At 35.8% G+C, this 21,607-nt stretch carries 19 protein-coding genes and 1 riboswitch; of the genes, 13 read left to right on the forward strand and 6 right to left on the reverse strand.

Going from position 1 to position 21,607, the window contains the following annotated elements; genetic code table 11:
• Window positions 1-125 precede the first annotated feature (125 nt).
• Together CWS01_RS17615 and acsA are read left to right on the forward strand one after the other, a co-directional pair.
• Window positions 126-692, forward strand: a complete 567-nt coding sequence (locus CWS01_RS17615) for a hypothetical protein (protein ID WP_101178480.1) — start codon at window positions 126-128, stop codon at window positions 690-692.
• Between the two features lie 161 nt (window positions 693-853).
• The gene (gene acsA / locus CWS01_RS17620) at window positions 854-2,572 is read left to right on the forward strand and encodes an acetate--CoA ligase (protein WP_101178481.1); all 1,719 of its coding nucleotides are present in this window, start codon (window positions 854-856) and stop codon (window positions 2,570-2,572) included.
• 541 nt (window positions 2,573-3,113) lie between these two features.
• On the opposite strand, the gene metH is transcribed toward acsA, so the two are convergent.
• From metH to CWS01_RS17645, 5 genes are all read right to left on the reverse strand, one after another.
• On the reverse strand, window positions 3,114-6,575 hold the full coding sequence (gene metH / locus CWS01_RS17625; protein WP_101178482.1) for a methionine synthase: 3,462 nt from the start codon (window positions 6,573-6,575) through the stop codon (window positions 3,114-3,116).
• Complete coding sequence (locus CWS01_RS17630) at window positions 6,572-8,419, reverse strand: bifunctional homocysteine S-methyltransferase/methylenetetrahydrofolate reductase (RefSeq protein WP_101178483.1); 1,848 nt, start codon at window positions 8,417-8,419, stop codon at window positions 6,572-6,574. The genes metH and CWS01_RS17630 overlap by 4 nt, the downstream gene beginning before the upstream one ends.
• Before the next feature lie 16 nt (window positions 8,420-8,435).
• Window positions 8,436-9,605 (reverse strand): cystathionine beta-lyase, encoded by a 1,170-nt coding sequence (gene metC, locus CWS01_RS17635; protein ID WP_101178484.1) that lies wholly within the window; start codon window positions 9,603-9,605, stop codon window positions 8,436-8,438.
• Entirely contained in the window at window positions 9,602-10,711 is a 1,110-nt protein-coding gene (locus CWS01_RS17640; protein WP_101178485.1) for a methionine biosynthesis PLP-dependent protein, read from the reverse strand. The genes metC and CWS01_RS17640 overlap by 4 nt, the downstream gene beginning before the upstream one ends.
• Window positions 10,712-10,899: 188 nt before the next feature.
• A riboswitch (SAM riboswitch) is annotated at window positions 10,900-11,010 on the reverse strand.
• Between the two features lie 296 nt (window positions 11,011-11,306).
• Window positions 11,307-11,489 carry an H-type small acid-soluble spore protein gene (locus CWS01_RS17645; protein WP_101178486.1) on the reverse strand — a complete coding sequence of 61 codons (183 nt, stop codon included), beginning with the start codon at window positions 11,487-11,489 and terminating at the stop codon, window positions 11,307-11,309.
• A gap of 300 nt (window positions 11,490-11,789) precedes the next feature.
• Between CWS01_RS17645 and CWS01_RS23235 the strand changes: the two genes are divergently transcribed.
• The 5 genes from CWS01_RS23235 to odhB all read left to right on the forward strand — a co-directional run bounded on the left by CWS01_RS23235 (window position 11,790) and on the right by odhB (window position 18,780).
• On the forward strand, window positions 11,790-11,915 hold the full coding sequence (locus tag CWS01_RS23235) for a hypothetical protein (RefSeq protein WP_268877086.1): 126 nt from the start codon (window positions 11,790-11,792) through the stop codon (window positions 11,913-11,915).
• An 85-nt stretch (window positions 11,916-12,000) separates the two neighbouring features.
• Window positions 12,001-12,684, forward strand: coding sequence for a response regulator transcription factor (locus CWS01_RS17650; RefSeq protein WP_101178487.1), 684 nt, complete (start codon window positions 12,001-12,003; stop codon window positions 12,682-12,684).
• Window positions 12,681-14,072 (forward strand): HAMP domain-containing sensor histidine kinase, encoded by a 1,392-nt coding sequence (locus CWS01_RS17655; RefSeq protein ID WP_101178488.1) that lies wholly within the window; start codon window positions 12,681-12,683, stop codon window positions 14,070-14,072. The genes CWS01_RS17650 and CWS01_RS17655 overlap by 4 nt, the downstream gene beginning before the upstream one ends.
• 611 nt (window positions 14,073-14,683) lie before the next feature.
• Window positions 14,684-17,506, forward strand: coding sequence for a 2-oxoglutarate dehydrogenase E1 component (locus CWS01_RS17660; RefSeq protein ID WP_101178489.1), 2,823 nt, complete (start codon window positions 14,684-14,686; stop codon window positions 17,504-17,506).
• Window positions 17,507-17,520: 14 nt separating this feature from the next.
• Window positions 17,521-18,780, forward strand: coding sequence for a 2-oxoglutarate dehydrogenase complex dihydrolipoyllysine-residue succinyltransferase (odhB, locus tag CWS01_RS17665; RefSeq protein ID WP_101178490.1), 1,260 nt, complete (start codon window positions 17,521-17,523; stop codon window positions 18,778-18,780).
• Window positions 18,781-18,930: 150 nt separating this feature from the next.
• Here odhB and sda read toward each other — a convergent pair whose 3' ends face one another.
• Window positions 18,931-19,050, reverse strand: coding sequence for a sporulation histidine kinase inhibitor Sda (gene sda, locus CWS01_RS17670; protein ID WP_309296626.1), 120 nt, complete (start codon window positions 19,048-19,050; stop codon window positions 18,931-18,933).
• Between the two features lie 201 nt (window positions 19,051-19,251).
• Here sda and CWS01_RS17675 point away from each other — a divergent pair, with 201 nt between their 5' ends.
• The 6 genes from CWS01_RS17675 to CWS01_RS22515 all read left to right on the forward strand — a co-directional run bounded on the left by CWS01_RS17675 (window position 19,252) and on the right by CWS01_RS22515 (window position 21,460).
• Entirely contained in the window at window positions 19,252-19,653 is a 402-nt protein-coding gene (locus CWS01_RS17675; RefSeq protein ID WP_101178492.1) for a secondary thiamine-phosphate synthase enzyme YjbQ, read from the forward strand.
• Between the two features lie 12 nt (window positions 19,654-19,665).
• On the forward strand, window positions 19,666-20,064 hold the full coding sequence (locus tag CWS01_RS17680; protein WP_101178493.1) for a gamma-glutamylcyclotransferase family protein: 399 nt from the start codon (window positions 19,666-19,668) through the stop codon (window positions 20,062-20,064).
• A 132-nt stretch (window positions 20,065-20,196) separates the two neighbouring features.
• The gene (locus CWS01_RS17685) at window positions 20,197-20,397 is read left to right on the forward strand and encodes a hypothetical protein (RefSeq protein ID WP_101178494.1); all 201 of its coding nucleotides are present in this window, start codon (window positions 20,197-20,199) and stop codon (window positions 20,395-20,397) included.
• Between the two features lie 74 nt (window positions 20,398-20,471).
• The gene (locus tag CWS01_RS17690) at window positions 20,472-20,675 is read left to right on the forward strand and encodes a DUF6501 family protein (RefSeq protein ID WP_101178495.1); all 204 of its coding nucleotides are present in this window, start codon (window positions 20,472-20,474) and stop codon (window positions 20,673-20,675) included.
• Between the two features lie 114 nt (window positions 20,676-20,789).
• Window positions 20,790-20,942 (forward strand): CrcB family protein, encoded by a 153-nt coding sequence (locus CWS01_RS17695; protein ID WP_157827698.1) that lies wholly within the window; start codon window positions 20,790-20,792, stop codon window positions 20,940-20,942.
• Window positions 20,943-21,286: 344 nt separating this feature from the next.
• Window positions 21,287-21,460 carry a CrcB family protein gene (locus CWS01_RS22515; protein ID WP_328588930.1) on the forward strand — a complete coding sequence of 58 codons (174 nt, stop codon included), beginning with the start codon at window positions 21,287-21,289 and terminating at the stop codon, window positions 21,458-21,460.
• The last annotated feature ends 147 nt before the right edge of the window (window positions 21,461-21,607 follow it).

Raw genomic sequence — 21,607 nt, forward strand, 5'->3', positions numbered from 1 at the left:
GTAGTCTAATCGCTTTTTTGCGATTATTTTTCTATTGAGAATAGGGAGAATTTGCTATACTAATAGGGAATAGAAAAAGGTGGAAATAAAGTGAATGAAGTAAATAAAGTACGGAGGCTTATAGAATGGGCAGCATGTATGAAAAGATACTGGATGTATTGGAAAGAAGGGGACCAGCAACTATTTATTCCATCTATGATGAAATAAAAAATAGTTCCTTAGAAGAGGATAAACCTGTCCAGTTGTCCTCGATTAAATCAGCAATCATTAGAAAAAAGGATTTATTTCAACTAGAAGACAATATTGTTTCCATTCTTCCTGAAAAAGAAATTAATAGTATTTCAATAGAATTTGAGGAATATAGGAGCAGTTGGTACAAATTAACGATTGATTTTATACTCGAAAACTATTTTATGCAGGAGTGGCATCTGTTAAAAAATCAGCAGAAGATGGATATTCCTCAAATGGCTGCAGAATTTGATTATTTAGCTTTAAAAAAAGAATTGTATCGCCTAAAAATATGGGACTGGGAAAAAAGCCTCGATCAAGGGGAACATACGTGGACAATTGTTTTAAAAACAACAAATAAAGAATATCGATTGATGGGCTGCAGTTTAAAAGCGAAAGAATGGAAAAAAATCAACAAAAAAATAGAAGATTTTATTCCAATGATGTCCTTTTTCCCTCATTAATAAATAAAAGGAGCTATTAAAAAAATTTGATAGCTTTTTTGTTTTTTTGTTTTTTGCAGAAAAAAAGAATAAATGGATAATGTAACCATTATTATTGTGTATATAGTGTTTTTATTTTATAATAAAACATGTAAAAATATTGAAATGAGGGGGATGTATTAATGAATATGGAAGCGTTTCCACCTGTTAAAGGGAATTATAACCTGAAAAACTATGAAGAAATGTACCAACATTTCAATTGGAAAGAAGCGGAAGAGAATTTTTCTTGGCATCAAACAGGAAAAATAAATGCAGCATATGAAGTAATTGACCGCCACGCTGAAAGTTCACGAAAACATAAAGTTGCCCTCTACTATTTAAGTCAAACTAGAAATGAGAAATATACATTTAATGATATGAAAAAACAAACAAATAAAGCGGGGAATGTTTTAAAGGAAAAAGGTGCTGTCCAAAAAGGAGACCGGGTATTTATTTTTATGCCACGCTCACCAGAATTATATTTTGCTCTTCTTGGCGCCATTAAATTAGGAGCGATTATTGGTCCATTATTTGAGGCGTTTATGGAAGATGCTGTAAAGGATAGACTGCAAGACAGTGCTGCAAAAGTGTTGATTACAACACCAGAATTGGTCGACCGTGTTCCAATTGATGAATTGGAAGCATTGGAGACGATTTTTCTTGTTGGCGAAGATATTAAAGAGGAAGGCAAATTTGTTGATTTTCTAAAGTATTTTCAAACAGCTTCCAATGAGTTAGAAGTGGAATGGGTGGAAAGAAACGATGGGTTAATTCTTCACTATACATCTGGTTCTACGGGCAAACCCAAAGGTGTTCTTCATGTTCATCATGCGATGGTTCAGCATTATCAGACTGCTAAATGGGTGCTTGATTTACAAGAAGATGACATTTATTGGTGCACCGCAGATCCAGGCTGGGTGACAGGAACTTCTTATGGGATTTTTGGTCCATGGCTGATTGGAGCTACTAATATTGTAGTGGGTGGGCGTTTTAGTCCTGATGCATGGTATAAAACAATTGAGACTTTTGGGGTGACGGTTTGGTATAGTGCGCCGACTTCTTTTAGAATGTTAATGAGTGCAGGCGAAGAAGTAGTCGACAAATATAGTTTATCTTCCTTGCGCCATATCTTAAGTGTGGGGGAGCCATTAAATCCAGAAGTAATTCGCTGGGGATATGAGGTGTTTGGTCATCGTATTCATGATACATGGTGGATGACAGAAACTGGAGCACAGCTTATTTGCAATTATCCATCCATGGAAATAAAACCTGGTTCGATGGGAAAACCAATTCCAGGGGTAGAGGCTGCAATTGTTGATGATACGGGAAATGTTCTGCCGCCAAATCAGATGGGGAATTTAGCGATAAAAAAAGGCTGGCCATCTATGATGAATACGATTTGGAATAATCAAAAAAAATATGAGAGTTATTTTCTTCTAAATGAATGGTATGTTTCTGGAGACTCTGCTTATATGGATGAAGATGGATATTTCTGGTTCCAAGGTCGAGTAGATGATGTTATTATGACGGCTGGAGAGCGAGTAGGGCCATTTGAAGTAGAAAATAAGCTTATTGAATTTCCAGCTGTTGCAGAAGCGGGAGTTATCGGGAAGCCAGATGCGATTAGAGGAGAAATTATTAAAGCATTTGTTGCCCTTAGAGATGGTTATCAAGAGTCAGATCAATTAAAAGAAGAAATACGCCAGTTTGTAAAAAATGGTCTCGCTGCACATGCTGCACCGAGAGAAATTGAGTTTATTGCAAAATTGCCGAAAACAAGAAGCGGCAAAATTATGCGACGGGTGCTAAAAGCATGGGAACTTGGACTTCCAACAGGTGATTTATCGACAATGGAAGATTAATCGCCTAGTACCTAGTATTTCTAGAATTATTTTTCCACAAAATCATATCTCTAACGTTGTATGTAACATGCTTTTACCTTTAAGATTGATAGTGAATTCCTTTTTGATAAAGCTTAATCGAGTAATGATTCCCATTTGTTTATAGATGGACGAAGTTTTAAATACATATTCGATTTTGTTTGGCATATGTAAAAAAGGAAGTGCAGCAAAGATTTATTTTAAAGATTCTATTTAGCTTTTAATATGACTTTGTTTAAATTGATTCATAGGATTTATGGTGGCTTTGATTATAATTGCTTAAATCTTTTGTGAAAACAAACAGTTTAAGTTTATATTATTACCTTTTCTAATCGCTTTTTTATCACGCAGTAATGGGCTTTTAATCCTCGCTTAAGGGATGATAAGAGAAGACGAGAAATTTAGATGGGGAGAAACTAGCCCGTAGAAGCTAGATTAGTTCCACTTTATTATACCTCCCAGCATAAGCATAAAAAAAGGAACAAATTCTCCTATTTTGGCTGGAGAATTTGTTCCTTTATCATTATAGGGAACTTGTTAATACATTAAAATATCTTGCATCAGGATGGGCAAAAATCATGGCCGATACAGATGCTTCTGGCTCCATCATGCATTCTTCTGTTAAGTTAATGCCGATATTTGCTGGAGCAATTAATTCAAATAATTTTTTTTGATCTTCCAATTCAGGACAAGCAGGATAGCCGAAAGAATATCGCTGACCTTGATATTTTGCCGTAAAGCGGTCTTTCATTGTAAAATCAATTGGATCAGGGAAACCCCAGCGATCTCTTATTTGGCGATGAATCAATTCTGCAAATCCTTCTGCCATCTCAAGCGCAAGTGATTGAAGGGCATGGGATTCTAAAAATTTCCCAGCTTTTTTTAAAGATTCTGAAGCTTCTCTGATGCCATTTCCAGACGTTACTGCAAAAAACGCTACATAATCCATGATGCCGCTGTCGACAGATTTTACATAATCGGCAAGACATAAAAAAGGCGCTTTGTCTTGTCTTGGGAAATCAAAGACTTGAATAACTTCTTGTTTGTTTTCCGGATGATAAATGAGCACTTTATTGCCATCTGATTGTGCAGGGAAAAACTGATAAACGCCTTGTGGTTTAATCCAGCTATTTTTTTCTGATTCAACAATCAGATTTTCGACTATTTCATTAATTTTTACTGTTTTTTCATCATTTGCCGCAAGTAGGTTTTCGATTTTTCCTTTTACGCCTAAATGATGCCCTAACAGCATTTGTTTATTTACATATGGTTTAATATGTGAAATAGAGTAGTTCGTTAGTATATGTCGTTTTGTATCTTGTGGCACAAAAACAGGGACATTTTGATTAACCGTTTTGGTTATTTTTACTGGAGCTTTGGCAGGTTTAACTGCCACATTTGCAGCAGAGGCTGCAAGTTTTGCTCTTTTTTCTTCTTGTTCCTTTTTAAGTTGTGTTATTTCCAAAGGATTTGACAGCTGATTTGCAATGGAAAGACCATTCATCGCATCTTTTGCATAAAGCACTAAGCCATCATATTCTTGGGAAATTTTTGTGTCGGTGAATTTCCTTGAAAGGGCGGCACCGCCAACTAAAATAGGGATATCAATTCCAGCTTGTTTCATATCCGATGCTGTTAATACCATCTGTTGTGCGGATTTTACCAAAAGACCGGAAAGGCCGACCATATCAGGCTTTTCCTTTTTAACGGCTGCAACAAGTTCAGAAGGAGGCACTTTAATGCCTAAATCAATTACTTTAAAGCCATTATTGCTTAAAATAATATCTACTAAGTTTTTGCCGATATCATGGACATCACCTTTAACGGTTGCCAAAATAATTTTCCCTTTTGTTGCACTTGTTTCATTTTTTTCCATATGTGGTTCTAGATGGGAAACGGCTGCTTTCATTACTTCTGCACTTTGCAAAACTTCTGCAACAATCAGCTGATTGTCATTAAATAGGCGGCCGACTTCTTTCATGCCATCCATTAATGGTCCATTAATAATATCAAGTGGAGCGCTATAGTTGATTAATGCTTGATCTAAATCTTTATGCAAGCCTTCTTTTGTTCCTTCCACGACATAATAGGCTAATCTTTCATCCAATGTCATATCAGGCAATGTGCTTTTTTGTTCTTTTTTCTTGCCACGGTAGAAGTTTGTAAATGTAGCAAGTGATTCATCAGTTGTATCAAACAATAATTTTTCAGCTAATGCTACTTCCTCTTTGGAGATGGAAGCAAATCGCTCTAACTTTTCGGTATTGACTATCGCATAATCTAATCCAGCTTGTGTACAGTGATATAAGAACACACTATTAAGCACTTCGCGGCCAACAGGAGGCAGACCGAAGGAAACATTGCTTATCCCTAAAATGGTTTGCACATCTGGACATGCTTCTTTAATTAGTCTAATGCCGTCGACAGTAGCTTTTGCAGAGCCGATATATTGTTCATCGCCTGTTCCAACAGGGAAGACAAGTGGATCAAAAATAATATCTTGTCCATTTAGCTTGTATTTTTTCGTTAATAGTTCATAGGATCTTTTGGCAATTTCAAGTTTCTTCTCAGCAGTAACTCCCATTCCTTTTTCATCAATTGTTCCAACAACAACAGCTGCTCCGTATTTATGGACGATTGGAAGAATAGCCTCAAATCTTTCTTCGCCATCTTCTAAGTTAATGCTATTGATAATTACTTTACCTTGAGAGTAAGAAAGAGCTTTTTCAATTACTTTTTCATCCGTTGAGTCGATTACAAGAGGCACTTTGATTTTTTTGCCAACCTCTTCCATAAATTTTTGCATATCTTCTATTTCGTCCCGATCAGGGTCTGCTAAACAAATATCGATAACATGTGCTCCGCCTTTTACTTGTGCTCTGGCGACTTCTGATGCTTCTTCATATTTGCCTTCACTAATTAATCGTTTAAATTTGCGGGAGCCAATAACATTTGTTCTTTCGCCGACCATAATAGGGCGGAGTGTTGGATCATCATAAATAAATGGTTCAATCCCTGATACCATATGGGTATTATGATTTTTTGCTTGTCTGGGCTGAAGATCCTTCATTTTATCCGCAATTGCTTTAATATGCTCAGGCGTTGTCCCACAGCAGCCGCCGACAACATTCAGCCAGCCTTCACTTGCAAATCCAGCAAGCTTTTCTGCAAGTGAAAGGGGAGTTTCATGATATTGACCTTCTTCATCTGGCAAACCTGCATTTGGATAACAGCTGACTGCAAATTGAGACAAATTAGAAAGGGAGCGGATATGGTCTTGCATAAACTCCGGTCCTGTTGCACAGTTTAGACCGATAGCAATTGGGTTCATATGCTCAATAGAGATATAAAATGCCTCAATAGATTGACCCGCTAAAGTGGTGCCCATTGGTTCGATTGTGCCAGAAATCATTAATGGCAGTTCAATGCCAGTTTTTTCAAAAGCTTGTTGGATGCCAATAAATCCTGCTTTTACATTCAGCATATCTTGGCTTGTTTCCAACAGTAGAAGATCAACGCCGCCATCAATTAAACCACGTGTTTGTTCCTCATAGGAAGAAATAAGTTCATCGAATGTTGTACCGCCTGTTACACTTAATGTTTTTGTTGTTGGACCCATTGCTCCAGCTACATATCTTGGCCAATCAGTCGTTGAAAATTTTTCTGCAGCTGCTTTCGCCAATTTTGCAGCAGTAATATTATTTTCATATGCAACATGCGCAAGATTGTATTCATCTAAAACAATGCTTGTTGAACCAAACGTGTTTGTCTCAATAATATCTGCGCCAGCTTCAAGATAAGCTTCATGGATTTTTGAAATAACATCAGGGCGAGTGAAGTTTAAATTCTCATTACAGCCTTCCAAATCTTCTCCGCCAAAATCATCTGCTGTAAGATTTTCCTGCTGCAGCATCGTTCCCATTGCGCCATCCATGATGAGAATTCGATTTTTTAGTTCATCCTTTAATGTTGCTGTTTGATTCATGTAGTAATCCTCCTTAAAGGGCCAGTTATTTCATGCGTATATAATGCAAGTTCAACCGAGAGTTCATATCGCAAAAATGGTGTGATTAGATAGATTCCATTAAAATATTGGGAAGCAACATCAATAAGAGATTTGGTAATCTTAATACCTTCTCTCGCTGCTTGCACAGGGTTATCTTTATACTGTGCCATTGTATTGCGAATCGAATCAGCAATTTTGATGCCAGGAACTTCATTATGAAGAAACTCTGCATTATTGCTGCTAGTCAAAGGCATCAGTCCAATATAAATCGGCGTTTTAATATGTTTTGTTGCTTCATATAATTCTATGATTTTTTCTTCGGAATAAACAGGCTGTGTAATAAAATAATCGGCGCCTGCTTCGATTTTCTTTTCTAGTCTTTTTACTGCTTTATCCACTTGGCGAACATTTGGATTAAAAGCAGCTGCAACGGAAAAATTAGTTTTTTCCCCTAAATCTTTTCCAGAAAGAGATAAGCCCTCATTTAATTGCTTAATCATTGATATTAAATCTAAGCTTGTCATATCATAAACAGAGGAGGCTCCTGGAAAATCGCCAACTCTTGCAGGATCGCCTGTAATGGCTAGTATATCGTTTAATCCTAAAGTATGAAGCCCCATTAAGTGGGATTGCAAACCGATCATATTGCGATCACGGCAAGCAATATGAATTAGTGGACGAATGCCAATTTGATTTTTTGTCATCGAACCAAGAGCAGAGTTGCATATTCTAGGAGAAGCAAGGCTGTTATCTGCAAGAGTAATAGCATCGATTCCAGCTTCTTTTAATTTTTGTGCTCCTTCAAAAAAACGTTTTGTATCTAGTTTTCTTGGCGGATCGAGTTCTACAATGACAGATGGTCTTTCCTTTACAATATTCTCTAAAGGCTCTTTGTCTCTTCTTTGTTTTTTTGCAATAGTTATACTGTCTGCCTGTTTTGCAGCAATTGTTTTTTCTGTTATAGGTTCACAGTCTTTTAAGCTTTCAGCAAAGTTTTTAATATGTTCTGGTGTTGTTCCACAGCATCCACCTAAAAGGCGAACACCTTGGTTGCGGAATTCAACTGCTGATTGCCTAAAGTATTCTGCATTATCTTTATATTCAAAAACACCATCATTATAGCTTGGCAAGCTTGCATTAGGATAGGCAGATAAGTAAGCATTTTTAAGTAATGGCACCTCTTTTAAGGAGGCAATCATATGATGTGGACCAAGTCGGCAGTTTAGTCCAACTACATCAGCGCCTATTTGTTCTAGTTCTTTGAATGCTTCTATAATAGGAATACGGTTTTGCAAATAACCGATTTCATGTGCAGAAACTTGGGCAATAATCGGGATATTTGTTTCTTTTTTGGCAATGGAAAGTACGGTCTTTAATTCCTCAAGATCATAAAATGTTTCTAAAAGAATTCCGTCTACACCTTCTAAAAGGAGGCAGTAGAGCTGTTCACGGAAGCTTCTTTTTATTTCTTCTAAGGTAATTGCTTGTGGTTTAATTCCTCTGTTACCACCGATTGTCCCTAAAATATGGGCGTTGCTATTTTTTGCTGCTTGTTTGGCGATGCGGACAGCCGCGCTATTTATTTCTTTTACTGAATCTTCTAATCCATATCTTTGCAATTTTAAATAGTTTGCAGCATACGTATTTGTTTGAATTAAATCGGCGCCGGCTTCAATATAGGCACGGTGAATTTTTTCAATTTGGCTGCTGTGTGAAAGGTTTAGCTCTTCTAAACAGCTATCCTTGCCGTAGGAGTAGAGCAGGGTGCCCATTGCTCCATCGGCTATTAATATTTGGTTTTTCATTTTTGTTAAAAAGGACATGTGGACACCTCAAGTTTTAAATGATTTGCAGTTCAGCTGTTTTTTTTAGCGCTTGATCAAAATCTTTAATCAAGTCTTCGGGATTTTCTAAACCGACTGATAAACGAAGGAGAGCGTCTGTTATTCCTCGTTCTTGTCTCGCAATAGGACCCATTGCAGCATGGGACATTTTAGCAGGATAAGAAAGAATGGATTCCACAGCGCCTAAACTAACCGCAAATACAGGCAGCTCTACATTAGAAACGAATGTGCGCATTGCTTCTTCAGTATGCAGCTCAAAGGAGAATACAGCACCAGGTGATGATGCTTGTTCTTTTTGAATCTTATATTGAGGATGATCCTCAAATCCTGGATAATAAACTTTTTTTATTTGCGGATGATTATTTAAATAGTTTGCGATTGTAAAAGCTGACCCGCTAGAATGTTTCATGCGAACATGAAGTGTTTTTATGCCTCGAAGTAAAAGCCAGCAATCTTGCACTCCAAGAACAGCACCAAATGAGTTTTGCAAATATCCTAATTGTTCTGCCAATTCAGCATCCTTGACAACTGCAAGACCTGCAACAACATCACTATGTCCTGATAGAAACTTTGTGGCACTATGCAAGACAATATCTGCACCTAAATTAAGGGGCTTTTGCAAAGCAGGTGTTAAAAAGGTATTGTCGACAAACGTCCATGCATGATGTTTTTTTGCTAAGGCACTAACTGCTTGAATATCTGTTACTTTTAAAGTAGGATTTGATGGTGTTTCCACATATAATACTTTTGTATTTGGCTGAATGGCTTTTTCTACTGCTTCCAAATCTGTCATATCAACAAATGTATGTTCAATTCCAAATCGATTTAACACCGTAGTTACCATCCGGTATGTACCACCATAAACATCTTCCGTAATAACAACATGATCTCCTTGGGAAAGAAGAAGGAAGGCAGTAGAAATCGCCGCCATTCCTGATGCAAAAGCGAATCCTTTTGTTCCGTCTTCGAGTTCTGCAATCACTTCCTCCACTGCTTCTCTTGTAGGGTTTAAGCTTCTGCTGTAATCATATTTTCCAAATGAGTCGATATTTTCTTGATGGTAGGTGGATGCATGTTGAATTGGCACACTAACCGCACCTGTTGCTGGGTCGTATTTATGTTTGTTATGCAAAAGTTTTGTTTCAAAGGTGTAGTGGTCGCTCATGATCTTACCCCCTTAGCAATCGCAAAAGCTTTATCCAAATCTTTAATTAAATCTTCTACATTTTCAATTCCGACTGAAAAGCGTAATAATCGATTGCATACACCTGTTTCAATGCGCACCTCTTCTGGAATATCCGCATGTGTTTGTGTAGCAGGGTAGGTAATAAAACTTTCTACTCCTCCTAAGCTTTCGGCAAAAGAAATAAGAGTTAAGTTTTGCAAAAACGGATTTACCCATGATTCATCATAAACACGGAAAGAAATCATGCCGCCTCTGCCAGGATATAAAACATCAATAACACTTTCATGTTCTTCTAAATAAGATGCAAGTGCTTTTGCATTTTCCTCATGTTTTGCGATTCTTAATGCCAATGTTTTCATGCCTCTCATTAATAGCCAAGAATCAAAAGGACTAAGAACAGCTCCTATTGCATTATGGTGCATTGCAAGTTCATTGCAAAGATCTTCACCTTTTGCGACAATTGCTCCTGCAAGAACATCATTATGCCCACCTAAATATTTTGTAGCACTGTGGATGACAATATCAGCTCCAAGTGTAATTGGCTGTTGAATAATTGGTGTGTAGAAAGTATTGTCAACAATCAGCAATATATCGTTTGCTTTTGCTACTTTGCTAACTGCTTCAATATCTGTTACTTCCATTAATGGGTTTGTTGGTGTTTCAAGGAAGATAGCTTTTGTATTTTTATTAATTTTTTCAGCAATTTCTTCTATATTAGATGTGTTGACATAGTGACATCGAAGGCCCCACTTTTTAAAGCCTTGTTCTAGAAGTCGATAAGTCCCTCCATATAAATCTTTGGAAATAATCCACTCATCGCCTGATTGAAAAAGGGAAAGGATAGTTTGGATCGCTGCCATTCCCGAACTGCAAGCATATCCGCGATCTCCTTCTTCTAAATCAGCAATTGCTTTTTCCAGCACTTCTCTTGTCGGATTTCCAGTGCGAGTATAATCATATCCTGTTGATTCGCCAATTCCTGTATGTCGATATGCTGTTGAAAAATAGACAGGAGTATTTACTGTTCCCGTTGCATTTTCGCTTCTGTTTCCAATTTGTGCCAATCTTGTTTCTAAACCATACATATAAAAACACTCCTTCGATATTTCTTATGCTGTTATTATTTTTTTTTGATAATGGTAATTACAATAATAATTCCTATTAGAAAGGAAAAGACATATGAAACATGTTAATTAATGGATGTTTAACAATTTGCATAAAAAAATCTTCTTCTTAAAAGTAAGAAGAAGACTGGCTGTTGTATAGGTCATTCTCCTTATCTCTCAAGTTAATCACTTGATGGACTTAGCACCTTTTCAGTTTAGGCTAACTGAAGGTTGCTGAGGTGTCTTCGGGCCATTCCCTCAACCTCTCTGGATAAGAAATCATTTATGTAATTTTATCTAAATTTACTATATATTTAGAAGAATAGCAATATGTTTTTTTAGTTAAATGACATTTTTATCATTATTTTACATAATCAATGATAAAAATGGAGAGGAGAACGGTGGGGAAATTACTAATACTGCAGGTTCGTCGATTATCTTTAGTGCCTAGGTAGAAGAACCTTGAGAAGTTTAGTAAATCTGCCGAAACAGCAACCTTTATGCAAAATTTCGGCTTTTGCTAATTGTTTATTAATAGTGTGAAGTAAATAAAGGAAGTTAAATGGCTCTAACCTTATTGTTCTTCAATTAGATGGTATACTTCTACATCGATTTCTTTATCAGGATTTGTTTTTGTATAAATTCTTGCTGTTTTTTCTTTTTCATCAACGGTTTGAATAATAACACTTTCTCCTTGATAACTTACATCAATTATATCTCCTGCCTGCATAATTTCTATTGCTCTGCCTATATTCATTTTATTCCTCCTATCTATTTAAAGACACCGATCATAAAAGGTATATAACTCTTTTTTATGATTGGTGGATTTTTATTATTTTATCCGTTTTTTTTGTTTCTCATCAAAATTTAATATTTTTTTCATCTAACTTTCTCCTTGCAGGTGTACCTTACATATAAGCAAGATAATTTATTTTTACTATTAGCACTACCTCTACTGTGATAATGAAGGTAGTTTAGTCATCTCCAATATATTTTTAAAGGGGTACGTAATAGGGAGACATTTTTAAAAAAATAAACAAAGGGAGATGTTAACAGTATGATGATTTTTTTACGATATGCCATTATTAGTTTTTTTTCCATTACAGCAGTTTCTTTATTAGGTTTTCAACTTGTGGAGTTTACACATGCTATAATAGATGCATACTTTAATAAAAAAGCGTAAGCAGTTGTTTTTCGTTTTTTTTAAAATTAGATGGTTTTAATAAGCCATCTAATTTTTATGTAAAATTTAATTGGTGAGTGTGATTATGAAAAAGATCTTAATTATTGAAGATGAAAAAAACTTAGCCAGATTTATAGAATTAGAATTAACTTATGAAGGGTATGCAACAGAAGTTTGTTCAGACGGCAGAAGTGGTTTGAATAAAGCGTTGACAGAAAATTGGGATGTTATTTTGCTTGATCTTATGCTGCCTGAATTAAATGGAATGGAAGTATGCCGTAGAATTCGCCAAGTCAAAAATACACCTGTTTTAATGATTACAGCAAGAGACAGTGTGTTGGACCGGGTGTCAGGATTAGACAGCGGTGCAGATGACTATTTAATAAAACCATTTGCAATTGAGGAGCTTTTGGCAAGGCTTCGGGCATTGTTTAGAAGATTAGATGCTATTGAGACGCCTGGCTCGCAAAAAATGACAGTTCTTACCTACAAAGATTTAATATTGGAAGTAGAATCCCACATCGTAAAAAAGGGAGAAGAAATTCTTGGGCTAACGAAACGGGAGTACGACTTATTAAGTATGTTTATGAGCAATATAAATATTGTGTTGACAAGAGATGTTTTGCTTAATAAAATTTGGGGCTATGAATCAGAAGTAGAAACAAATGTGATTGATGTATATGTAAGATATTTGCGCAATAAATTAGATCCTTCTGGAAGTGACGTATATATTGAAACAGTGCGTGGAATAGGATATGTGATGAGATGAGAATTTGGAAAAAACTAACTCTTTTGCCGTGGAAATGGAAATTGGCAGTATGGCTTGCTGCCAGCATTTTTTTCACTTTTTCGATATTTACTTTTTTTGAATATCATACTGTTTCCACCTGGCTCTTAAAACAGGAGGAAACGGCGGTCAAACAAACGATGAAGGAAGTTTTGCAAAGTTTAGAAGGCAATTCAAATTCGATTACGGAAGAGAATATTCAAGCAAGTTTGCCTTTTATTAAAAAAATCAATACAGATAACCAGTTGATTCGAATTTCCGATCAAAAAGGAAAAGTGATTGTCTCCCATTTGAATGGGGATTTTCCCGTTTTGGAACCGAATGAATTGCTGGAAAACAAGGAAATAAGCTATTTAACTGTAGGAAATCATCAATCATTAGTTTATAGTCAAACGTTTAAAAGCAGTGGTTTTTCTGGAAAAGTCGAAATTATTCGGCAATTGGATTCTTATCATCAATTAATGAAGCATTTAGCTTTTGCGATGATTTTATTTGCTGTTATGACGATTCTTATTAGTGTTGCAATCGGTTATATTTTGTCCTGGCAAGCATTAAAGCCAATAAAAATGCTTGCAAATACAATGAATAAAATAAAAAGTGCTGGTTTTAAAGAAAGAATGCCAGTTTATAACAATAAAGATGAAATTGCGGAGCTGTCAACGATATTTAATGAAATGATGGATGTAATTGAGCAGTCTTTTCAGCAGCAAAAACAATTTGTTGAAGATGCCTCCCATGAATTAAGAACACCGATTTCGATTTTAGAAGGACATCTATCATTACTAAATCGTTGGGGAAAAAGAAATCCCGACATATTAGAAGAATCGCTGCAAGCGTCAGTAGAAGAAACAGCCAAATTGAAAAAACTAGTACTTTCTCTACTAAACTTAACAAAGTTGGATCAGTATAGAAATGGAAATCCTGTTTCTCCTGAAAAAGTGAACGAAATAATTCAGCATACAATTAGAGATTTTCATATGCTTCATAAAGAATTTCATTTTGAGCAAAATATTCAATCTACAAAACTTTATGGCATAACGGAAGAACATTTTCAGCAAATTCTTAACATTTTAATTGATAATGCGATTAAATATTCTAGCATAAAAAAAGAAATATCTATTGCAACAGCCCACACAGCCGGCCAGTTTATTTTGCAGATTGAAGACAAAGGCATAGGCATTCCAAAAGAAGATCTCCAAAATGTGTTTTACCGCTTTTATCGTGTGGATAAAGCAAGAACAAGAGAACAAGGTGGAACAGGACTTGGGCTTTCTATTGCAAAAAAACTAGTCGACTTATATAAAGGGGAAATTAGCATTAAAAGTAAGGAAGGAATCGGGACAAAGGTAATGGTAAAGTTTCCAGTTTAAATAGTAAATCAAGGATGTTATTGTTTTAGAAAGGAATACTTACTATTAAAGAAGCCGAAAATTTGGCTTCTTCTTTTTTCTTCTCAGGTTATGATGTCTACTACTATAATAGCTTTAGAATTAATAAAAACGATTAAGAGATATGCTGATTCTGATTTTTATCGTGCTATCAGGTAAATCAACGGTTTAGTGATAAAAAATATACTATTATCTAGGCTGAAATAAGATTCGGGGTTGGAAATAGAGTTTTCTCTTTTAAAAACGAGTTTGCGACAATTATGGTTAACAATTGAGGAAGTGCTGGCTATATTTACAAAGGATGAACAGAAGCAGGAAAAAAATTTTTTTTTATTTCCTATTTATGTTCATTCATTTTCTATTAGAAGCATAGTATTCTAGAGAGGTTTATCCTTTGTTGAAGAATTTTTTTTCATCTTTTCCAAAAAAAACAATATTTTTACCATTATTAAGTGTAAAACTTTTGTAGTCGGTAAATAACCGTGTTAAAATATAAATGTAAACGTTTTATTTACTAGTATTACTATCGATAGTGTAAAAAAGTATAATTTAGGGAATATAAAAGGGAATCTAACTAGGTGGAGGTTTTTGTTATGGGAAAACCATATGATGGTGTTGCTGCATGCCAACCAAAATTTTACGGACCAAACCTTGGGCTTGCAATGGAGTTATATGAGCAGTATTTAGAAGATCCAAACTCAGTCGATGAAGAAATGAGAAACCATTTTGAACATTGGGGATCACCCTTGGATTCACAAGAGGAGCCCTCTAAGTCAAACATTCCTATTAATCAAGTGCAAGTTGAAAAAATTATTGCTGCTGTCACACTAGTAAACAAAATAAGAGGATATGGACATTTAGCAGCAGATATCTATCCGTTAAAAGACCATAAACGAGAAGAAGATCTTTTTGATTTATCACGGTTTCAATTAACAAAAGCAGATTTAGAAAATATTCCTGCAGCGTTAATTTGTCCAGATGTTCCAAAACATATCAAAAACGGCTATGAAGCTATTAAATATTTAAAAAGAATTTATATGAAAACAATTGCTTTTGAATTTTATCATGTCAATGATATAAAAGAAAAAAATTGGCTTCAGCAAAAAGTAGAATCAGGGAGCCTTCAGCCAGAATGCCGCATCGAATTAAAGAGAAAACTATTGAACAGGCTGATAGAAGTAGAAGAATTTGAACATTTTTTACATAAAACATATGTGGGACAAAAGCGATTTTCCATTGAAGGATTAGAAGCAATGGTTCCTCTATTAGATGAAATTATATCTCAATCTGTCATAAATGGTGCAACAAGCATTAATATTGGCATGGCTCATAGAGGTAGATTAAATGTGTTGGCCCATGTGCTGGAAAAACCATATGAAACGATTTTTTCTGAGTTTCAGCATGCTCCAAATAAAAAACTTGTGCCGTCAGAAGGCTCTATTGGCATTAGCTTTGGCTGGACAGGTGATGTGAAATATCATCTAGGATCGGATAGACAAATTAAAAAGACGAGCACTCAAAAAGTAAGGCTATCTCTTGCCAATAATCCTAGTCATTTAGAATTTGTTGGTTCTGTTGTCGAAGGGTTTACACGGGCATCACAAGATACTAGAACAAGTGCTGGATTCCCCCTTGAGAACTTAGAGACAGCTCAGGCGATTTTAATCCATGGAGATGCAGCATTCCCAGGACAAGGAATTGTTGCAGAAACATTAAATTTAACAGGCTTAAAAGGATACAGAACTGGCGGAACCATTCATATTATCGCAAATAATACAATTGGCTTTACAACAGAGTCAGAGGATTCCCGTTCCACTCGCTATGCCAGCGATTTGGCAAAAGGGTTTGAAATTCCTATTATCCATGTGAATGCAGATGATCCTGAAGCATGCTATAAAGCGGCGTTGCTTGCAGCAGAGTACCGGGCAACATTCCATAAAGACTTTTTAATTGATTTAGTCGGATATAGAAGATTTGGCCATAATGAAATGGATGAACCACTTACAACAAATCCAGTTTTATACAAAATGATCCAAAGTCATCCAACTATTACATCATATTATGGGGGGAAATTAGTAAAAGAAGGATTAGTGACAGAGGAAGAAGTAAAGGAAATCAAAGAAGCTGTCCTTGCCAGATTAAAAGCAGCACATGAATTGGTGCCAAAGAAAAAAGAAGAGCCAATTATTACAAGTCCCCCTAACTCTGTGGAGAGAGAGCTGCCAAATATAAAAACAGGCGTTTCATTTGAAGAGCTAAAAGAAATGAATCAAGCTCTGCTAGAAGTGCCAGAAAGATTCCAAGTATTTGAAAAGCTTTCAAAAATTCTGCAAAGAAGACAAGATGCTTTTTCAGGAAGCGGAAAAATTGATTGGGGCCATGCCGAAACATTAGCGTTTGCGAGTATTCTTCAGGACGGTACACCAATTCGCTTATCTGGACAGGATTCAGAGCGTGGGACATTCGCTCAAAGAAATATTATGCTTCATGATTATGCTACAGGAGAAGCCTATTCACCACTGCATCGGCTTTCGAGTGCGAAAGCATCTTTTGCAGTACATAATAGTCCACTGTCTGAAGGTAGTGTACTTGGTTTTGAGTATGGATACAATGTGTTTGCGCCAGAAACATTGGTGTTATGGGAAGCTCAATTTGGAGATTTTGCCAATGCTGCCCAAGTTATTTTTGATCAGTTTATTGCAGCGGGAAGAGCAAAATGGGGACAAAAGTCAGGGCTTGTTATGCTGCTTCCACATGGATATGAAGGGCAAGGACCAGAACATTCTAGTGGAAGGCTGGAAAGATTTTTAATACTTGCTGCTGAAAATAACTGGACAGTTGCAAATCTATCATCTGCTGCTCAATATTTTCATATATTAAGACGTCAGGCAGCTATTTTAAATAAAGAGGAAGTAAGGCCATTAATTATTATGACGCCAAAAAGCTTGCTTAGAAACCAAGAAGTAGCCTCAACTGGTTTAGAACTAAGCGAAGGATCTTTCCAATCGGTGCTAGAGGAAAACGGTCTTGGCGAAAATAAAGACAAAGTGAAACGAATTATCCTTGCAACAGGAAAAATGGCGATTGATCTTCATACAGGGCTAAAAGATGTCGAAAATCAAGATGCATTGCATATTGTAAGAGTAGAGGAAATTTATCCATTTCCGGAGAATAAGTTAAAAGAGATTCTCTTTCGCTACAGCAATCTAGAAGAAGTTGTATGGGTGCAAGAAGAGCCGATGAATATGGGTGCTTGGAGCTTTATGGAACCGAGAATCAAAAAAATATTACCTGATGCAGCATCTCTATTGTATATTGGCAGAAGAAGAAGATCCTCTCCAGCAGAGGGAGATCCGAATGTACATCGTAAAGACCAATCAAGAATTATTAAAGAAGCATTATCTTGGAACGCGTAGAGGGGGATTTTAAAATGGCTGAAATTAAAGTACCAGAACTTGCTGAATCTATTACTGAAGGAACTGTCGCACAATGGTTGAAAAAAACTGGAGAGTATGTAGAAAAAGGGGAATATATTGTTGAACTAGAAACAGATAAAGTAAATGTCGAAATTATTGCAGAAGAAAGTGGAATTGTCCAAGAATTAAAAGCACAAGAAGGGGATACCGTGCTTGTTGGAGAAACGATTGCAATTGTTTCAGACAATGGGGAAGCCTCACCTAACGAAGTACCTGAGCCTAAATCTATTTCCGTTAAACAGCCAGAACAAGAAGTGAAAGAAGCTTCTATTCATCAAACGGAAACGCATAAAGCAAGCACCCAAGATAAACAAAAGCCGATTGCTTCACCTGCTGCAAGAAAAATCGCCAGAACAAAAGGCATTGATTTAAACAGCATTCAAACAACTGATCCACTTGGGAGAGTTCGAGCACATGATGTTGTCGCATATGAGCAACAAGAAGAACCAAAAGTGCAAACGCCAAAACCAGAACAACGCACAGCATCTATTGTCAGCGAAGTGAAAGAAGAAAAACCAGTCGAAAGAATTCGAATGTCAAGAAGAAGACAAACCATCGCTTCGAGATTATTGGATGTACAGCAAAATACAGCGATGCTGACGACTTTTAATGAAGTGGATATGACAAATATTATGAGATTAAGAAGTCGCAGAAAAGATCAATTCCAAAAAGAAAATGATATCAAACTTGGCTTTATGTCCTTCTTTACAAAAGCGGTTGTCGCTTGTCTGAAAAAATCCCCACTATTAAATGCCGAGATACAAGGGGACCAAATCATTTTGAAAAAATACTATGATATCGGCATTGCTGTATCTACTGATGACGGGCTTGTTGTTCCCGTATTAAGAGATGCGGACCGGAAAAACTTTGCTGAAATTGAAAGTGACATTAGCGAATTTGCAGTAAAAGCAAGAAATAATAAATTAGCATTAAGTGACTTACAAGGAGGCACATTTACGATAACAAATGGAGGGGTATTTGGTTCCCTTTTATCAACACCTATCTTAAATGGTCCACAAGTCGGGATTTTAGGGATGCATAAAATTCAGCTTCGTCCAGTGGCAATCGATGAGACAACAATGGAAAATCGTCCGATGATGTATTTGGCATTATCGTATGACCACCGCATTATCGATGGAAAAGAAGCAGTAACATTCCTCGCAAGAATCAAGGCACTGTTAGAAGACCCAGAATCGTTGTTGTTTGAAGCGTAAAAATAAAAAAAGGGGCTTATCTTAAAGTTGTGAATTCAACTAAGATTAGCCTCCTCTTATTTTTGACGACATAACTGCAACAGCCTGAATATTTGCTTTTTACTAGCGAATTTGTTGTTTTTTAGAAACGTGGAGTCTGCTCATGGCTCCCTATTTATCAACTTTCATCCCACGACGGACGAGTTCATCTTTCAGAATAGAAACCCACTCCTTTTCATTTCCGGCCTTTAACGCATCTCGATAAGAGAAAATCAACTGTTCATTGCTCATAATTTTCACGTTATTACCCTCCTAAATAAAATGGATTGAATTTTCTAACAACTACATCGTACTCTATTTTCTTCTCTATTAAAAGCTAAAAGGGAAGGCGTAAAGAAAATGTAAAATATGTAAAGAATCTATTTAGAAGGGAGGTTTTTTTTGGTGAAGCAAGAAATATACTAACAGAATGACAGGAGAGGAGAAACTTAGATGATCTACAAAGAATCGCTAAACACAAAAAGTCATGATATGTTTATCGAGATAACTAATAAAGTGGCAGAAGCAGTCGTAAAGGAAAGGGTAGAAGAAGGGATGGCAATCGTTTATTGCCCTCATACGACTGCCGGGATTACGATCAATGAAAATGCTGACCCAGATGTGGTTAAAGATATGCTGAGACGTTTTGATGAAGTGCATCCATGGGAAATGGAGAAAGATTTCCATATGGAAGGAAATACAGCAGCACATATGAAAGCAAGCACGGTAGGATCTTCGCAAACCATTCTAATTGCAGAAAGAAAATTGCTTTTAGGAACATGGCAAGGAATTTATTTTTGTGAATTTGATGGACCAAGAAATCGAAACTATTATATTAAAATAATCAATGCATAAAGGATGTAGAAGATGCAGAATGTATTTGTTTATGGCTCATTAAAAAAACAGGAAAAAAATCATTATATGATGGAAAATTATTTTTGTTTATCAATGGATGCTTGGATAAATGGAAAATTATATGATGGATTTGTCGGCTATCCATTTTTAGTCCTTGACCAAAAAAGCAAAGTGTATGGAGAAATCTATCAAGTACCTGAAAAGGATTTAGACATACTAGATGAATTTGAAGATTATTTTCCGGATGGCGACAATAATTTATATGAGAGAGTAGAAATAGATGCATTTACTAAGACAAGCTGTTTAAAGGCATATGTTTATGTTTGTGTCCAAACAGAAATGCTTAAAGAAGAAATTGTTTTTGGAAATTGGTCATTAGTAGAGGGAGAACGAAAAAAAGATAGGGAATAGCTAGCGGTAATTTCGGAAGGGAAATCGATAATTGATATATTAATATAACGTGATTTTATGACAAGAGGTTTCATTTTTTCAAAACAGTGGTAGATAATATTAGAACATCTTCTAAAGAAAGAGGGTCATAAGATGAACATCCAAACAGAAGATTATATGTATGAAATCACTTATGAAGATAATCATTATATAGATATGCAATTTAAACGATTAGATTGGATTAATGGTGTTTGCTATGTTACTTTTCAACAAATGATTACAAGAAAATGGTTTACATTTGAACAAAATAAACTTCATCTTGCGTTAGCCATGGAGAGGAAATTAGTTTCTTAATAAAGAAGTAGGTTGCGGGTTGCATCCATTCCCTTTATACTATTGTAGTAATAATGAGGAAAGGGGCGAAAAAATTGATACATCAAACTTGGGAACAAAAACAAACAGTAAAAACAGTGGCATGTGTACATACAGATGCAAATAAATATATTGTTAATAGAGTGCTGACTGTTGGAAAAACATATGAAGTTAAAAACGAAACAGAAGAGTTTTACTTCATTATTGATAATTCTGGAAAAGTTGGCGGTTTTTATAAAGATTATTTTAAAGAAGCATAATGTAGAGAGAGGGAGGAAACTAGGTGTTTCCTCCCTTTTCTGTATGCAAAAATGCATCTTTTTATTCATAAAACACTACAAAGCAGTGACATGAATGAAGAGGAGAAAGAGCAAATGATTTATCTTTATGTTGGAATAGGTAGAATTTTAGGGAGTTTAGCAAGGTTTTTAGTCAGCGTTATTCCAATTTATTCTGTCTATCCTGTTCAAACTTTTGCGATCAACATAATTGCTTCTTTCTTTTTGGGTTTTATTACCATTTTTTAAGAAAAAGAACATTCGGCAAGAGATAAGTGCAGCGCTCGGAACAGGTTTGGTTGGTTCCTTTATGACATTATCTACCTTTAGTGTGATACGCTCCATTTATTGCAAAAAGGTGCGTATATAAAAGCAGTACTTTATATTTCATTAAGTATGGAAATTGGTTTATTAGTTGCCATGTTCGGCATGTATACAGCAAATAAACTATATAAAATAGAGGGATAGGAGAGCAGCAAGTATGATGATATCTATCGCTTTTGTTGCAATAGGTGGTTTTTTAGGAAGAATTTCTCGATTTGTACTTATTAATGTATTAAAAAACATTATCAATTTCTATTCCTGTACCGACCATTATCGTGAATTTGCTTGGCCTTTTAGTGGGCTTACATGCAGCATCCACAGTTTATATGTTGTTTGGCATTGGTTTTTTAGGAGCTTTTACGACATTTACGACATTGGCCGTTGAAGGAGTGCAGCTTATGTTAGCAGGCAAAAGCAAAGGTTTTCTGCTTTATCCTTTATAGGTGGTATTCTTTTTGCTTTTTTTGACAGGGAATTATATATATTAGCTATTTTTTAGATGTCTAGCGATCGAGAACAAAAAAACTGTTGAATTTTGATCTGACCCAAAAAAGTTAGACAAATAATTCAAGCGGCTTCCAAGATCTGAG

The organism is Niallia nealsonii (assembly GCF_002835805.1).
Taxonomy (GTDB): Bacteria; Bacillota; Bacilli; order Bacillales; family Cytobacillaceae; genus Niallia; species Niallia nealsonii.

Excerpts from the sequence above, each read along its gene's own strand:
- CWS01_RS17680 (WP_101178493.1), top strand. The coding sequence starts at position 19,666 with ATGCAGAATGTATTTGTTTATGGCTCATTAAAAAAACAGGAAAAAAAT.
- CWS01_RS17660 (WP_101178489.1), top strand. The coding sequence starts at position 14,684 with ATGGGAAAACCATATGATGGTGTTGCTGCATGCCAACCAAAATTTTAC.
- metH (WP_101178482.1), bottom strand. The coding sequence starts at position 6,575 with ATGAATCAAACAGCAACATTAAAGGATGAACTAAAAAATCGAATTCTC.
- CWS01_RS17615 (WP_101178480.1), top strand. The coding sequence starts at position 126 with ATGGGCAGCATGTATGAAAAGATACTGGATGTATTGGAAAGAAGGGGA.
- CWS01_RS17640 (WP_101178485.1), bottom strand. The coding sequence starts at position 10,711 with ATGTATGGTTTAGAAACAAGATTGGCACAAATTGGAAACAGAAGCGAA.
- acsA (WP_101178481.1), top strand. The coding sequence starts at position 854 with ATGAATATGGAAGCGTTTCCACCTGTTAAAGGGAATTATAACCTGAAA.
- CWS01_RS17695 (WP_157827698.1), top strand. The coding sequence starts at position 20,790 with ATGATTTATCTTTATGTTGGAATAGGTAGAATTTTAGGGAGTTTAGCA.
- CWS01_RS17685 (WP_101178494.1), top strand. The coding sequence starts at position 20,197 with ATGAACATCCAAACAGAAGATTATATGTATGAAATCACTTATGAAGAT.
- CWS01_RS17650 (WP_101178487.1), top strand. The coding sequence starts at position 12,001 with ATGAAAAAGATCTTAATTATTGAAGATGAAAAAAACTTAGCCAGATTT.
- CWS01_RS17630 (WP_101178483.1), bottom strand. The coding sequence starts at position 8,419 with ATGTCCTTTTTAACAAAAATGAAAAACCAAATATTAATAGCCGATGGA.
- sda (WP_309296626.1), bottom strand. The coding sequence starts at position 19,050 with ATGAGCAATGAACAGTTGATTTTCTCTTATCGAGATGCGTTAAAGGCC.
- CWS01_RS17655 (WP_101178488.1), top strand. The coding sequence starts at position 12,681 with ATGAGAATTTGGAAAAAACTAACTCTTTTGCCGTGGAAATGGAAATTG.
- metC (WP_101178484.1), bottom strand. The coding sequence starts at position 9,605 with ATGAGCGACCACTACACCTTTGAAACAAAACTTTTGCATAACAAACAT.
- CWS01_RS17675 (WP_101178492.1), top strand. The coding sequence starts at position 19,252 with ATGATCTACAAAGAATCGCTAAACACAAAAAGTCATGATATGTTTATC.
- odhB (WP_101178490.1), top strand. The coding sequence starts at position 17,521 with ATGGCTGAAATTAAAGTACCAGAACTTGCTGAATCTATTACTGAAGGA.
- CWS01_RS17645 (WP_101178486.1), bottom strand. The coding sequence starts at position 11,489 with ATGAATATAGGCAGAGCAATAGAAATTATGCAGGCAGGAGATATAATT.
- CWS01_RS23235 (WP_268877086.1), top strand. The coding sequence starts at position 11,790 with ATGATGATTTTTTTACGATATGCCATTATTAGTTTTTTTTCCATTACA.